The organism is Streptomyces akebiae (assembly GCF_019599145.1).
Lineage (GTDB): Bacteria > Actinomycetota > Actinomycetes > Streptomycetales > Streptomycetaceae > Streptomyces > Streptomyces akebiae.
The window spans coordinates 8,192,622-8,206,992 of the sequence record NZ_CP080647.1 but is presented as its reverse complement, the minus strand read 5'-3'; the positions used below and the strand labels follow the sequence as shown (position 1 = coordinate 8,206,992).

Here is a 14,371-nt window from a genome sequence, read left to right as displayed (position 1 = left end):
GGCTCACCTCTTCAGCCACTTCACCTCGTAGGCGGCCATGTCGAACTTCTGACCGTCGATGTCCGCGCTGATCTTCCGGTCGAGGGTGTTGACGACGAGCACCGCCTCGTCGTCGGCGAGCACGCGGACGTTGGGCTTGTCATCGGCGGCGACGGACACCGTCTCGTACCGCGTGCCCGGCGGGAACTCCTCGGCGAACCGGGACAGCAACCCGTACATGGGCAGTTCCTCGCCGCCGTCGCTCTTGTCGGTCGGAGTCCACAGGCACCCCGGGCACTCCCCGGTCCTCTCCTGCGGATTCCAGTAGAACCCGGAGGTGGCACCGCCCTTGGCCATCGCCATCAGCCCGGAGGCCTGCACGGCGACCCGGCGGTTCTCGGACCAGCCGTGCCGGTTGTCGTCACCGTCGGCGGGCTCGACGTAGTACTCGGCCCACCACAGCGGCAGATCACCGGACCGCTCCCTCACCCACCGGCTCACGGCCGTGAACTTGTCGGTCGCGGCGAACTCGTCGGGGACCAGCTCGTCGTCCCTGGTGTAACTGGAGCCGTCCACCACCACGAAGTCCGCGCCGGCCTTGTTCTCGTTCCAGTAGTCGAAGGCGTCGAGGACCCGCTGGTCCAGTGCGCCCCACGGCCCCTTCAGCGACGTCGACGCGTCCTGCTCCTGCCGTGGATCGAGGCTGTCCATGACGAGATAGGGGCCGCCGACCATGATGTCCTCGTCGACCTTCTTCAGGGCCTTGTACACGAGGTTGTACAGCTCGGTGTATCCCTCGTAGTCCCAGCGGGCCTCCGCGTCGTTCCAGAAGCCCTTGAACTCGTTCCACACGATGAAGTGCCGTACGTCCGGGTAACGCTTGGCGACGGTGGCGGCGAGGGCGGCGTAGTCCGCGAAGTGCTCGGGCTCGGGCGCGGTCTCCAGCGCGGCCTGACTCCAGTCGGTCTTGTCGGCGCCGGACCTTCCGCCCTTCATCCAGTCGGGCGCGCAGCACAGGGTGACGACGGGGGTGCCGCCGGTGGCGCGGACGAAGTCGATGCGCCGGTCCATCTCCTCGAAGTCGTAACGCCCCTCGACGGGTTCGGGGTTGTCCGCGCCCCAGCCCATGATGTGCTGGATCTGCGGCAGGGGCTGCTCACCGAGCCGCTCCTCGACGCGTTCGACGGCCGTCCCGCTGCCTTCGTCCGCGCTGAACTGGGTGTGGGTGAAACCCCAGCCCACACTGGGTCCGGTCTCCCCCGGCGGGGTCGCGGGCGTGCCGTGCACCTTGTCGCCGTCGGGCGTGGTGCCGGCGGTGCTGCCGTCCCCGGGAAGTGTGTGCAGCAGCGTCACGACGAGGGCCAGCACGGCCACCCCCACGCCGACAAGCGCGGTGAGCCGCCACCGCCGGTCCCCCGCATACCACCCATGACGTCCCATCATGGGCAACAGTAACCGCGCGGACCCGCGCGGGGGGAGCTTCCGCCGGTGAACTCCTGGGCGATCGGGCGGCTCACGGACCGACACCACCGGCGCGCCACGGAAAGCGGATGCACGGGGAGCCCTCGGTGACGGATCATGGCGACATGTCTGCCAACCCACACGACGCACTGCCGATCCGGCTCAACGTCGACGACAGCGACTCCCCGTCCGACGTCGTCGACGCGCTGTTCCTCGGCCGTTTCGCGACGGGCGAGCAGCCGTACGCGCACGCGGCGAACATCGACCGGGTACGGTCCGGGGCCACCCTGCTGCCACCGGGCGCCCGGGTGCTGCGCGCCGCGCGGGACGACGACCGCAGCGCGACCCTCGCCGAGGGCGACGGCTGGACGGTGCTGATCTCCCGCTGGAACCGGGGCGCCGACGTCACGGTGACCGCGACCACCGCCGAGCTGGCGGAGAAGGTGCTCGGCCAGGCCACCGACGGCGCGGCCGACGAACCCGAGCCGCAGCCGGAGAACGTGACGATGGGCTTCTGGTACGTCTCGCCGCGCCGGGGCCCGCACCGCACGACCCGGCAGATCTCGGCGGGCACGTGGGAGGAGGTACGGCCGAACTACACGGCCCCGGTGGCGGACGCGATGGACCGCCTGATGAAGACGACCCCGGAGGACATCGCGGGCCGTCTTCTGCTGCTGCACGGCCCGCCCGGCACCGGCAAGACCTCCGCGCTGCGCACGCTGGCCCGTTCCTGGCGGGACTGGTGCCAGGTCGACTGCGTCCTGGACCCCGAGCGGCTCTTCTCCGACGTCGGCTATCTGATGGACATCGCGATCGGCGAGGAGGACGCGGCGGGCAAGGGCCGTTGGCGGCTGCTCCTGCTGGAGGACTGCGACGAGCTGATCCGGGGCGAGGCCAAGCACACGGCGGGCCAGGCGCTCTCCCGGCTGCTGAACCTGACGGACGGCCTGCTCGGTCAGGGCCGCAACGTCCTGGTGGGCGTCACCACCAACGAGGACCTGGAGCGCCTCCACCCGGCCGTGGTCCGCCCCGGCCGCTGTCTGGCGCGGATCGAGGTGGGGGCGCTGACCCGCGCGGAGGCGGTGGGCTGGCTCGGCACGGACGAGGGTGTCGGCCGCGAGGGCGCGACCCTGGCCGAGCTGTACGCGCTGCGTCGCGGCACGTCACCGACGTCGCTGCCGGAGCCGCGGGGCGGGGCAGACGCGGGGCTGTACCTGTAGGCGATCCCACTTCGGTGTTTTCATGGATGTATGACCGTGTTCGTCGGCACGTCGGGGTGGCAGTACAAGGACTGGCGGGGCGCCCTCTACCCGGAGCGCTGCCCCACCCGGCTGTGGCTGGAGGAGTACGCGGAGCGCTTCGCGACGGTCGAGCTCAACAACGCGTTCTACCGGCTGCCCACAAGGGAGAACTTCGAGGCGTGGCGGGACCGGGTGCCGGCGGACTTCGTGGTCGCGGTGAAGGCGAGCCGGTACCTGACCCACATCAAGCGCCTGCGGGACCCGGAGGAGCCGGTGCACCGGCTGATGAGCCACGCGCAGGGTCTGGGCGACCGTCTGGGCCCGGTCCTGCTGCAGCTCCCCCCGACGCTGCGGGCCGACCCCGGTCTCCTGGACACCTGCCTGGGCTGCTTCCCCTCCGGCACCCGGATCGCGGTCGAGCCCCGCCACGACTCGTGGTGGACCCCCGAGGTCCGCGAGGTCCTGGAGTCCCGCGGCGCGGCCCTGTGCTGGGCCGACAGCCGCTCCCGCCCGGCCACTCCCCTGTGGCGCACCACCGACTGGTCCTACCTCCGCCTGCACCAGGGCCGGGCCCGCCCCTGGCCCCACTACGGACGCCAAGCCCTGACGACCTGGGCCCACCGCATCGCCGACACCTGGCCCGTCACCGCCGACGCCTACGTCTACTTCAACAACGACCCCCACGCGGCGGCGGTGAGGGACGCGACGACGTTCGCGGACGCGGCACGGAGCGCGGGCCTGCGGCCGACCCGCACACCGGAACCGCGACGGCCTGCGCGGACCTGAGTCACCGGCGGGGACCCAGCCCCGGGCGCTACTCCGCGTAGGCGGCCCGCAGGGCGTCCCGGGCCACCGCCAACGCCTCCGCCTCGCCCAGCCCGAGGCGGCGCGCCCTCTCCGCGTACGCCCCCGCGGCCACCGCCGCCTCGCGCTCCGCGGCCGACCCGGCGGCAGCCACGAACGTCCCGTTGCGCCCCCGCGTCTCGATCACCCCGTCGGTCTCCAGCGCCCGGTACGCCTTGGCGACGGTGTTGGCCGCGAGCCCGAGCTGCTCGGCCAGCCCCCGTACGGTCGGCAGCCGGTAGCCCACGGGCAGCGCGCCGGAGCGGGCCTGTTCCGAGATCTGGGCACGCACCTGCTCATAGGGTGCGCCCCCTTCCACGATGCGAATCTTCAAGGTCACGCGGCGATTGTCCCGCACCCGCCGGAAAATCGGAGGCGACTCCCGGCGCCGCCCGCGTAGCGTGCGCACACATGACACTGATCGTGCGCGACCTCCGCGCCGCCGACCCGGCGGACGCCGAGGCCTTCGCCGATGTACGACGGCGCGCCCTGCCCTTCCTGGTCGGCACCGCCGAGTCCCTGCTCCACGAGGCGACGCTCGCGCCCCCCGAGGCCCACCACCGGCAGTTGGTCGCCGAGGCGGACGGCGAGGTGATCGGCACCGCACAGCTGTCCATCGCCCACGACAGCCCCGTACCGGGCCAGGGCGACATCAATGTGTACGTCCACCCGGCGCACCTGCGCCGGGGCGCGGGCGCCCTGCTGGCGCGCACCGCCGAGGAGCGGCTGACGGCGGTGGGCGCGCGGCGGCTGCTGTCCTGGGTGCTGGACACCCCGGAGAACCGCGGGTTCGCCGAGCGCCGCGGCTACACACCGAGCCGCTCCGCGCACTTCCTCCGCCTGGACCTGGCCCACGGCTCCCTCCCCCCGCCGCACTCCCCGCCCGAGGACGTGGAGCTGCGTACGGCCGCCGACTTCGCCGACGACCCGCGTCCCCTGTTCGACCTGGACGCGGAGACCACGGCGGACGAACCGGGCGACGTCGAGGCCGAGTTGGACGACTACGAGCACTGGGTCGAGGAGATCTACCGCCACCCTCTGCTGGACCGCGCCCTGAGCACGGTGGTCGTCGTGGACGGCACACCGGCCGCCTTCACCGCGGTCCGCACGGACGGCCGGGACCGCTATTTCACCGCGATGACGGGCACCGCCCGTGCCTTCCGCGGACGGGGCCTCGCCAAGCTCGCCAAGAACGACTCCCTGCACCGGGCCCGCGCCGCCGGCTACGCGGAGGCGTTCACGGGCAACGACGCCGGCAACGGCCCCATGCTCGCGGTCAACAAGTGGTTCGGGTACGAGGTGTGCGCGACGGAGGTGCGGTATGTCCGTGAAATCGGCTGAGCCCTGGGTGGAGGGGAGCGAGGTGGACGTCGTCCTGCTCAAGGCGGGACGCACGAAGATCCGTTACCCCGCGCGGCTGGTGAGCGACGACGGCACCCGGATCGTGGTGCGCGCCGACTGGGCGAGCGAGGGTGTACGGGACTTCGGCTTCGTACGCTTCGAGCCCGGTGACGTGTTCACCGAGTACTACTGGCGCGACCGGTGGTACGCGGTGAAGGAGGTTCGGGATGCCCGGGGCGGGTTGAAGGGCTGGTACTGCGACATCACCAGGCCCGCCGCGTTCTCCGGTGGGGAGGTCGTCGTCGAGGACCTGGACCTGGACCTGTGGCGGTCCGCCGACGGGGGAACCGTACTGCGGCTGGACGAGGACGAGTTCGAGGAGAGCGGGCTCGCGCGCAGCGACCCGGAGGCCGCGGCGGCCGCCGTCGCCGCTCTCGACGCGCTGGAGGCGCTCGCCACCACCGAGGGCGGCCTGGAGTCCCTGCTGTCGTAGCCCGGACCGGTGCGCGCTGTCGTGGCCGCTACCGCTGTGTGGGCCGTCGCAGCCGGTACCGCCGCGGGCGGTCAGAGGTGAGCCACCAGCGCGTACCGCTCGTCCTCGACCTCCCTCCCCCACAGCAGCGGGTCGTCCCCGAGCCGCACCAGCTCCGCGTCGGACACCAGGGGCGCGAGCAGCCCGTACAGCCGCTCGGCGGGTATGCCGACCGGGCTGACCGTGCCCCAGACCCCCTCGACCAGCACGAGTCGCCCTCCCCCACTGCTGAACGCGTGGGAGGTACCCCCAGGCCGCAGCAGTCCGCACCAGCGGCGCAGCACACGGCCCGGGTCGGGCAGGGTCCACAGCACATGGCGGACGAGGATCACGTCGAACCGCTCCTCCCCCACGGGCGGGGCCGCCGCGTCGCCGACGAGGAACACGGCGGGGCGCCCGGCGAGCTTGGCGCGGGCCAGGGCGACCATGGCCGGGGAGGAGTCCACTCCGATCACCCGGTGCCCCTGCTCGGTCGCGAGGAGTGACAGGCTGCCGGTGCCGCAGCCGAGGTCGAGCACGTCCGAGGGACGCCTGGGCAGCCAGTCCCGCAGCCGGGCCGCCCAGGCCTCCCGGACGACGGGTTCCCGCAGGCCATGATCGGGTTCGTCGTCGAAGGCGGGGGCTTCCGCGTCCCAGTCGACGGCCCTCGGAGGGTCATCTGCCGCCGGGTTCTTCGGTGTTCGCGGGGCCGGGGAGGTTTCGCCGTCGTCGATGTTGGTCATGCCGCCAGAGTGACACCTGCCACTGACAGTCCAGATGGTGACAGCCGCCACTGACAGAGCACGAACGATGAGTAACGCTCCCGGAAAAGGTCTACCTCCGTGAAAACGCGGAACACGGGTAGACGCAAGGAGGCAGCCATGCGCCGTACGACCGTGCAGAAGCCCCTGAGGAAGTCCTCGTCCCGCCGGGTGCGGGACGAGGCCGACGAACGCCCCGTCGAGCGCCGGGAAGTGCGAAAGGACATCGCGCGCACCTGGTGGCCGGACGGCTGAGCCCGCGCGCTCCCGCCGCGAGCCCGCACGCACGTACGCGCGTCCACCCACTCCAGCAACCCCGCCCCGACGCCCCGACCAGGGGCGTCGGGGCGGACGGCCCCGTGGGCGTCGACGGGCCCGGTCAGGCCCCTGAGCGCAGGGTGCGGTCCAGCAGGTCCAGCAGGGCCGTCCAGTGGCGTTCCGTCGCCTCGGCGTCGTACGCGGCGGTGTCGGCCTGGGTGTAGCCGTGCGAGGCGCCCGTGTAGACCTCGGTACGGTGGCGGACCCCGGCCTCGGTGAGCGTCTTGTCGAGCAGGTCGATCTGCTCCGGGGGCAGGGACGGGTCCTCGTCCGCGTGACCCAAGTACACCTCGCCGGTGATCCGGTCCACCGCCAGATGCGGGCTGTCCGGCTCGTCGGTCGCCAGACGTCCCCCGTGGAAGCCGGCCGCGGCGGCGACCCGTTCGGGAAAGGCACCGGCGGTGTGCAGGGCCAGCCGGGCGCCCATGCAGTACCCGGTGATCCCTACGGGCCCCTCGGCTGCCCGCGGGTCGTCGGCGAGCCATCCCAGATACGCCGCCGCGTCCCGTAGCGCGAGGTCCGGCGTCAGCGCCAGCATGACCGGCAGGATCTGGTCCCATATCTCCGGGCGCGCGGCCGGATCGATGAACTCGGGCAGGTCGAACACCGGGGTCCGCCCCGACCGGTGGAAGACGTTGGGCACGAGGACCGCGTACCCGGCGCCGGCCAGCCGGTCGGCCATCGCCCTCAGATGCGGCCGCAGCCCGAACGCGTCCATGTAGAACAGGACCGCCGGATGCGCGGCGTCGTCGTCGGGGTGGACGAAGTAGGCGTCGACGGTGCCGTCCTCGGTGGCGATGTCCACGGATGTTCCACGTACGGCGCTCATGCGCGGGTTCCCTTCTCTACGACTCTCCACGACGGATACGAACGGCCCCAGTGTCACGCACCGAGGTAAGAACCGGATCTTCGAACAGGATTCCCGACAGGCTTCCCAACAGCCTTTCCTGAGCCCTCGGTTAGCCCATCCTTAACGCCACCATAAGGATCCTCCGCACCCGCCCTCAGCAGGCGATTCCGCCGTTCCTCGGGGCTAGTTTGCTGATCGCCCCCGGCGCTCGGGACCCACCCGGGAACCGTTCAGGACCGTCGCGAGGAGTGTTTCGCCATGCCCGCTGCCCGCCGCAGGACCACCGCGTCCGCCACCGCACGTGTCGTCGGTGCGATGAGCGCGGTCGGTGCGCTGGGGGCGATCGGTGTCGCCCCGCTCGCCCTGACGGTGTCCGCCGCCGGGCCGGCCGTGGCGCACGGTTCGCTGGGCGACCCGGTGAGCCGGGTGGCGCAGTGCTACGCGGAGGGCCCCGAGAACCCGAGGTCGGCGGCCTGTGGGGCGGCGGTCGCGGCCGGCGGCACCCAGGCGCTCTACGACTGGAACGGCGTACGGATCGGCGACGCGGCCGGCCGTCACCGGGAGCTGATCCCGGACGGCGAGCTGTGCAGCGCGGGCGACGAGACGTTCCAGGGCCTCGATCTGGCCCGCGCCGACTGGCCGGCGACGAGCGTGCGCGCCGGGTCGTACGCCTTCGCGTACCGGGTGACGGCCCCGCACAAGGGGACGTTCCGGGTGTACGTCACCAAGAGCGGCTACGACCCGTCCCGGCCGCTCGCCTGGGACGACCTCGACCTGGCGGACCCGGTGGCGACGGCCACCGACGCGGCCGCGTCCGGCGGCTTCTACAGGTTCTCCGGCACGCTCCCGCAGCGCTCCGGCAGGCATCTGCTGTACGCGGTCTGGCAGCGCTCGGACAGCCCGGAGGCGTTCTACTCCTGCTCGGACGTCTCGTTCGGAAGCGGCGGTGCCGACGGGGACAGCGCGTCCGCGCCCTCCGAGGAGCAGATCGAGGAGGGCGCGGATGAGTCGACCGTCGAGCACGGCGGCCACGGCGACGACGACGCGAGCACGACGACGGACCCGACGCCCAGGGCCTCGGCGCAGGCGACGGAGAAGCCGTCGGCCCAGGGGGCCGCGAAGGCCGTCTCCGACGACGCGTCACCGACCGCCAAGTCGACGACCGACGACGGGGCGGCCGCGGAAGCCGCCTCCGCCGGTCTCGCGGAACCCGCCGGCGGCAAGGACGGCCTCGCCGACACCGGTGGCGACGGCATGACCCCGTATCTGGCCCTCGGCGGCGCGGCCGTCCTGGCGCTCGGTTCCTCCCTCCTCTTCGCCGCGGCCCGCCGCCGCGCGACGACGGGTGGCCGGCACGGCCGCTGACGACTTCCGGGGCCTGTCGGGCGGCTCAGGCCGGACAGGCCCCGGCGGAACGCACCGGCACGTGTCAGCCGACGACCGAGAGGCAGGTCGTCGGGGTGGCGTGGGCCGGGTCCAGGGCGTTGACGACCTCGTGGAACGCGATCCGGTCGAGGAGCCCGATCGCCGCGTGCTCGGAGAGGTCGAGCGCGCAGAGGTCCTGGATGACGATGTTGCGTACGTTCGGCCCGTCGAGGAACTGGGACCGGTAGGGCGTGACCACCTCGTCGTACCGGGTGGCGAGGACCGTGTAGGTCACGCCGGGGACGGTGTCGCCGCCCGCGTTGAGCTTGGTCATGAAGGGGGATCCGACCACCTGGTCGGCGAGGGCCGGGGTGGCGCTGGAGAGGAGGTCACCGGCGCCGGGGAAGTGGTCGAGGAGCTGGGTGAGGCCGTTCAGGGTGGTGCCGTGGTTGGAGGGCGCGATGCCGACGAGTGCGTTCACCTCGGCGGCTCCGCCGAGGAACTTGAGGTAGTAGCGGGGCATCATGCCGCCCTGCGAGTGGCCGACGAGGTCGGCCTCGGCGGCGCCGGTCGCGGCGAGCACCCGGTCGACGAAGGCGTCGAGTTGCTCCGCCGACTTCTCGATGGGGCCCAGCCCGTGGAAGAACGCGACGCCGGGGAGCTGGCCGTAGTCGAGGGAGTAGACGCAGTAGCCGCGGTTCACGAGGTACGGCGCGAGGCCCAGCCAGTTGTCGACGGAGTTCGCGAACGTCCCGTGGACGAGGACGACGGGGCGCGGGTGGGCGCTGGAGGGTTTGCAGGTGTAGTCGTTCCAGCCACGGCTGGTCGCGGCGGCCGAGTCGGCGGCCTCCGCGGCGGTGACGGGCACGAGGGTCGCCGCGGCGGCCAGGCACAGGGCGGCCAACGGTCTGATCAGGCGATTCCAGGGCAGCATCGGGTGATCTCCTTGCGGCTCAAGGGACGTGCGACGACGTTCGCCCTGTGATCCGGATCACGAGGATGCTGTTCTTATTCGCCAAGTTACGGGCGAGTAGAAAAAGTGGGAAGTTACGCGTCAGTAAAAACTTCAAGTGATGATCGGGGCCACTGACACGTGACGTCGGACCGTCACCGGACGGGACCGACGGGGGCGGCTCACGCGGCCAGCGTCCCCGGGATCACCGCGTGCGGGCCGAACTTGGCGCGGGCGCGGTCGGCGACCTCCTCGATGCGGCGGAGCTTCTCGTCGACGGGGTCGAAGGCAAGCTGGTGCGAGGCCTGGTCGGCGGGGGTGAGGCCCTCGGCGCGCAGGGCGACCGCGCGGACGCGGGCGCGCTGGAGGCCGAGGGCGTCGTACAGGGCGTAGGCGGTCGCGGTCAGCGCCGGGGAGTGGGCGGTCGGCTCCACGAGCGTGCGGGTGCGGGTCGTCGAAGAGCGGTCGGCGTAGCGGACGGTGAGGGTCAGGGTGCGGCAGACCTTCTCCAGGGCGCGCAGTCGGGAGCCCAGTTCCTCGGTGCCGGCGAGCAGGGCGCGGCGGTGCCGGTCGGGGTTCAACTCGTCGTACGGGAAGGTCTGTTCGGCGGCGAGAGAGCGGGCGACGGCGTTCGGTACGACCCGTCCCCGGTCGATGCCGTTGGCCTTCTCGTGCAGGTCACGTCCGGTTCGCGCGCCGACCAGCCGCTGCAGCGTGGACAGGGGCGCGCAGGCGACCCCGCCGATGGTCTCGAGGCCGTACTCGCGCAGGGTGCGGGCGGTCGCGGTGCCGATGCCGGGCAGCGCGCCGACGGGCAGTTCGGCGAGGAAGTCCACGACGAGGTCCTCGGGCACCGCGCACGGCGACCCGGGCGCCGCCGCCCCCAGCGCCAGCCGTGCCGTCAGCGGTCCGGGCCCGGCGCCGATCAGGCAGTCGACGCCGTACAGCGCGAGGGCGCGGACCCGGATCAGCCGGGCCAGTTCCTCGGAGTCCCGGCCGAAGTACCGTTCGGCGCCGCGCAGATCGGCCAGCGCGCCGTCCGGCGGCAGCGCCTCCACGACCGGGGTGAAGTCCTCGACCAGGCCGAGGAGACCGGGCAGAGCGGCCTCGTACCCCGACGGCAGCTGGAAACGTACACAGAGGATGGTCATCCCGCACTCCCTGGGCTCTGGTGCCACAACTTCCGTATCCGAGCAGGACCTTGTGAGGGCTCTTCGCCCGCGGGCCGCAGATCGGCCCATGGATGCATCTCGTATCCGGTGGGCATCCGGATCCGCCGCCCGGTGTCGCCGCGTGGCCCCTCGCCGTCCCCGGTCGCACGGTCGCCGTCGCGGTCGCCGCGGTCGCCGTCCGGCTCGCCCCCGGTGTTCCCGGTGTCCACCGGCTCCGCCAGCCGCGGTGCCACCGCGTCGAGCCCGCCCTCGCGCCGCAGCTCCACCAGTTCGGCGAGGTTCCAGGCGGCGGAGCCCACCACGCTGAGGCTGCGCGGCCCACGCCGCTGCACCACTCCGCGCACCAGCAGCAGCCAGGAGTGGAAGACGGTGTGGGCGCAGGTGTCGTGGGAGTCGTCGAAGAAGGCGAGGTCGACCAGGCCGGTGCCGTCGTCGAGGGTGGTGAAGACGACCCGCTTGCCGGAGCGGATCGGCGGGGTCTGGGTGGCCGCCTTGGCCCCCGCGACCAGCACTGTCTCACCGTGCCGCGCCTCGCGCAGCCGCCGGGCCGACACCACGCCCAGCTCGTCGAGGAACACCTGGTGGTCGTCCATCAGATTGCGCGAGACGTCCATCGACAGCACGCCCAGTTCGGCGCTGAGCCGCTCGGCGGAGGACAGGTCCGGCAGACCGGCCGAGGCGGTCCGTCGCCCGCCGGACAACGGGAGTTGTCCTCCGCCCGCGCCCCGGCCCGCCCGGTGCAGTTCGGTCAGGTGCAGTTGCAGATCACGCCGGTTGGCGCCGAACGCGTCCAACGCGCCGACCTGGGCGAGCCTTTGGGCAAGCGGCCTGCTCGGCCGCGCCCGATCCCAGAAGTCCAGCAGCGAGGCGTACGGCTGCCCGTCCGCGATCCGCGCCGCCTCGGCCTCACTGATCCCGTGCACATCGGAGAGCGCGAGCCGGATCCCCCACACCTTCTCCTCGCCCGACCCCCTCGGCCTCCTTGCCTCCCTCGCCTTCCCCGACCCCTTTGATTCAGACACCAGTTCGATACGGTGAGCGACCGCGGACCGGTTCACGTCCACCGGCAGGATCGGCACCCCGCGCCGCCGCGCGTCCGCCAGCAGCAGGCGCTTCGGGTACATCCCGGGATCGTGCGTGAGCAGCCCGGCGTAGAAGGCCGCCGGATGATGCGTCTTCAGCCACGCCGACTGGTACGTCGGCACCGCGAAGGCCACCGCGTGCGCCTTGCAGAAGCCGTACGACCCGAAGGCCTCGACGATCTCCCAGGTCCGTGCGACCGTCTCGGCGTCGTACCCCTTCGCCGCCGCGTGCTGCGCGAACCAGACCCGGATCCGCCCCTGCGACTCGGGGTCGGACAGCCCGCGCCGCACCCGGTCGGCCTCGTCCCGGCCGCAGCCGGTCATGCGGTGCACGATGTCGATGATCTGCTCGTGGAAGACGACCACGCCGTACGTCTCCCGCAGCGGCTCCGCCAGATCCTCGTGCGGGTAGCGCACCGGCGCCCGCCCGTGCCGGGCGGCGATGAACGGCCGCACCATGTCGGCGGCGACCGGACCGGGCCGGAACAGCGAGATGTCCACCACGAGGTCGTGGAAGGTGGCCGGCTGGAGCCGCCCCACCAGGTCCCGCTGCCCCGGCGACTCGATCTGGAAGCAGCCCAGCGTCTCGGTGGAGCGGATGAGTTCGTACGTCGCCGGATCGCCCTCGCCCCGCTCGAAGTCGAGCGCGTCCAGGTCGACCCGCTCCCCCGTCGCCCGCGCCACCTCCGCCACCGCGTGCGCCATCGCCGACTGCATCCGCACACCCAGCACGTCGAGCTTGAGCAGCCCGAGGTCCTCGACGTCGTCCTTGTCGAACTGGGACATGGGCAGCCCCTCGCCGCTGGTCGGCATCACCGGCGTACGGCTCAGCAGGGACGCGTCGGAGAGGAGCACCCCGCACGGGTGCATGGCGACCCCGCGCGGGAGGGCGTCCAGCGCCTCGACCAGCTCCCACAGCCGGCCGTACCTCTGCTTCTCCCCCGCCAACTGCCGCAGCTCGGGCAGCTCTTCGAGCGCCGCCCGCGCGTCCCTCGCCCTGATGTGCGGGAAGGACTTGGCGATCCGGTCGATGTCAGCGGGGTCCAGGGAGAGGGCCGCGCCCACGTCCCGGACGGCGTGGCGGACGCGGTACGTCTCGGGCATCGCGACGGTCGCGACCCGCTCGGTGCCGAAGCGGTCGATGATCGCGCGGTAGACCTCCAGCCGCCGCGCGGACTCCACGTCGATGTCGATGTCGGGCAGCGCGACCCGCCGTTTGGACAGGAACCGCTCCATCAGCAGACCGTGTTCGACGGGGTCGGCGTGCGCGATGTCCAGGAGGTGGTTCACCAGGGAGCCGGCGCCGGAGCCGCGCGCGGCGACCCGGATCCCCATCTTCCGTACGTCGTCGACGACCTGGGCGACCGTCAGGAAGTAGGAGGCGAAGCCGTGGTGGGCGATGACGTCCAGCTCCCGGTGCATCCGCTCCCAGTACGCGCGCCGGGCGGCGTAGCCGTGCCGCATCATCCCGGCCGCCGCCCGTGAGGCCAGCACCCGCTGGGCGGTGCGGCGGTCCGCGCCGACGAGACGCGGCTCGGGGAAGTGGACGGTGCCGAGGCCGAGGTCGTCCTCCGGGTCGACCAGACACTCGGCGGCCGTGGCCCGGGTCTGCTCCAGCAGCCGGTGGGCGGTGTCACGGCGGTACCCGGCGGCCTCGACGACCCGCTCGGCGACGCCCAGCATGGCGTCCGCGCCCTTGAGCCAGGCCTCCCCGGAGTCCAGTTCCCCCCGGGGGTCGACGGGGACGAGCCGCCGGGCCGCGTCCAGGACGTCGGCGACCGGGCCCATGCCGGGGTCGGCGTACCGGACGGCGTTGCTGAGCACGGGCCGTATCCGCTGCTCGGCGGCGAAGCCGACGGTCCGGGCGGCCAGCCGCAGCGAACCGGGGCCGGTGCCCTCACGGCCGTGCCACATCGCTTCGAGGCGCAGGGCGTCGCCGTACCTCTCCCGCCAGGGCAGCAGCAGCTTCGCGGCCCGGTCGGGGCGCCCGGCGGCCAGGGCGCGCCCGACGTCGGAGGCGGGGCCGAGGAGCACGGTCAGCCCCTCGGCGGCACACTCCGACCAGGGCAGCAGCGGCGGAACCTCGCTCCTGTTCCTGTCCGGGCCGCCACCCGCATGCGCCGCCGAAACGATTCTGCACAGCTCGGCCCAGCCCTTGGCGCCTTCCCGGGCGAGGAACGTCACCCGAGGGGTCGACTCGTCGAGGAAGGCGCCACCGCGCACGGGAGCGCGCCGCCGCGCCTGCCGTACGGAAGGCTCGGGCGCCCCCACCGCCAGCTCCACCCCGAACAGCGGGCGGACCCCGGCCCCGGCACACGCCTTGGCGAACCGGACGGCGCCCGCGAGGGTGTCCCGATCGGTGAGCGCGAGGGCGTCCATGCCCCGCTCGGAGGCGCGCTCGGCCAGCCGCTCCGGGTGCGAGGCCCCGTACCGCAAGGAGAACCCGGAGACGGTGTGCAGATGCGTGAACCCCGGCACACGCACCTCCCGCACTC

The 14,371-nt window shown here is 72.8% G+C and carries 13 protein-coding genes; 6 read left to right on the top strand and 7 right to left on the bottom strand.

The annotated features are described in order from the left end of the window. Positions 1 to 3: 3 nt before the first annotated feature. Positions 4 to 1,419 (bottom strand): GH39 family glycosyl hydrolase, encoded by a 1,416-nt coding sequence (locus K1J60_RS35560; protein WP_220651856.1) that lies wholly within the window; start codon positions 1,417 to 1,419, stop codon positions 4 to 6. A 146-nt stretch (positions 1,420 to 1,565) separates the two neighbouring features. On the opposite strand from K1J60_RS35560, the gene K1J60_RS35555 reads away from it, so the two are divergent. Next, entirely contained in the window at positions 1,566 to 2,660 is a 1,095-nt protein-coding gene (locus K1J60_RS35555) for a DUF5925 domain-containing protein (RefSeq protein WP_220649791.1), read from the top strand. Between the two features lie 30 nt (positions 2,661 to 2,690). Further along, the gene (locus tag K1J60_RS35550; RefSeq protein WP_220649790.1) at positions 2,691 to 3,467 is read left to right on the top strand and encodes a DUF72 domain-containing protein; all 777 of its coding nucleotides are present in this window, start codon (positions 2,691 to 2,693) and stop codon (positions 3,465 to 3,467) included. Positions 3,468 to 3,495: 28 nt separating this feature from the next. Here K1J60_RS35550 and K1J60_RS35545 read toward each other — a convergent pair whose 3' ends face one another. Next, positions 3,496 to 3,864: a GntR family transcriptional regulator gene (locus K1J60_RS35545; RefSeq protein WP_220649789.1), complete on the bottom strand. Its 369-nt coding sequence runs from the start codon at positions 3,862 to 3,864 to the stop codon at positions 3,496 to 3,498. A 71-nt stretch (positions 3,865 to 3,935) separates the two neighbouring features. Here K1J60_RS35545 and K1J60_RS35540 point away from each other — a divergent pair, with 71 nt between their 5' ends. Both K1J60_RS35540 and K1J60_RS35535 read left to right on the top strand, forming a co-directional pair. Continuing rightward, the gene (locus tag K1J60_RS35540; RefSeq protein ID WP_220649788.1) at positions 3,936 to 4,865 is read left to right on the top strand and encodes a GNAT family N-acetyltransferase; all 930 of its coding nucleotides are present in this window, start codon (positions 3,936 to 3,938) and stop codon (positions 4,863 to 4,865) included. After that, positions 4,846 to 5,358, top strand: coding sequence for a DUF402 domain-containing protein (locus K1J60_RS35535; protein ID WP_220649787.1), 513 nt, complete (start codon positions 4,846 to 4,848; stop codon positions 5,356 to 5,358). The genes K1J60_RS35540 and K1J60_RS35535 overlap by 20 nt, the downstream gene beginning before the upstream one ends. Before the next feature lie 71 nt (positions 5,359 to 5,429). Here K1J60_RS35535 and K1J60_RS35530 read toward each other — a convergent pair whose 3' ends face one another. Continuing rightward, positions 5,430 to 6,119: a class I SAM-dependent methyltransferase gene (locus K1J60_RS35530; RefSeq protein WP_220649786.1), complete on the bottom strand. Its 690-nt coding sequence runs from the start codon at positions 6,117 to 6,119 to the stop codon at positions 5,430 to 5,432. 138 nt (positions 6,120 to 6,257) lie between these two features. Here K1J60_RS35530 and K1J60_RS46300 point away from each other — a divergent pair, with 138 nt between their 5' ends. Beyond that, positions 6,258 to 6,392, top strand: coding sequence for a hypothetical protein (locus K1J60_RS46300; RefSeq protein ID WP_086785113.1), 135 nt, complete (start codon positions 6,258 to 6,260; stop codon positions 6,390 to 6,392). 124 nt (positions 6,393 to 6,516) lie between these two features. On the opposite strand, the gene K1J60_RS35525 is transcribed toward K1J60_RS46300, so the two are convergent. After that, positions 6,517 to 7,284 carry a dienelactone hydrolase family protein gene (locus K1J60_RS35525; protein ID WP_220649785.1) on the bottom strand — a complete coding sequence of 256 codons (768 nt, stop codon included), beginning with the start codon at positions 7,282 to 7,284 and terminating at the stop codon, positions 6,517 to 6,519. A gap of 279 nt (positions 7,285 to 7,563) precedes the next feature. Here K1J60_RS35525 and K1J60_RS35520 point away from each other — a divergent pair, with 279 nt between their 5' ends. Beyond that, the gene (locus K1J60_RS35520) at positions 7,564 to 8,670 is read left to right on the top strand and encodes a lytic polysaccharide monooxygenase (RefSeq protein ID WP_317619733.1); all 1,107 of its coding nucleotides are present in this window, start codon (positions 7,564 to 7,566) and stop codon (positions 8,668 to 8,670) included. A gap of 64 nt (positions 8,671 to 8,734) precedes the next feature. Here the strand turns inward: K1J60_RS35520 and K1J60_RS35515 are convergent, their stop codons facing one another. The 3 genes from K1J60_RS35515 to K1J60_RS35505 all read right to left on the bottom strand — a co-directional run bounded on the left by K1J60_RS35515 (position 8,735) and on the right by K1J60_RS35505 (position 14,354). Continuing rightward, positions 8,735 to 9,604, bottom strand: coding sequence for an esterase/lipase family protein (locus tag K1J60_RS35515; protein WP_220649784.1), 870 nt, complete (start codon positions 9,602 to 9,604; stop codon positions 8,735 to 8,737). A 200-nt stretch (positions 9,605 to 9,804) separates the two neighbouring features. Then, positions 9,805 to 10,773 (bottom strand): DNA polymerase Y family protein, encoded by a 969-nt coding sequence (locus K1J60_RS35510; protein WP_220649783.1) that lies wholly within the window; start codon positions 10,771 to 10,773, stop codon positions 9,805 to 9,807. After that, positions 10,770 to 14,354 (bottom strand): DNA polymerase III subunit alpha, encoded by a 3,585-nt coding sequence (locus tag K1J60_RS35505; RefSeq protein WP_220649782.1) that lies wholly within the window; start codon positions 14,352 to 14,354, stop codon positions 10,770 to 10,772. Before K1J60_RS35505 ends, K1J60_RS35510 begins: the two co-directional genes overlap by 4 nt. Between the last annotated feature and the right edge of the window lie 17 nt (positions 14,355 to 14,371).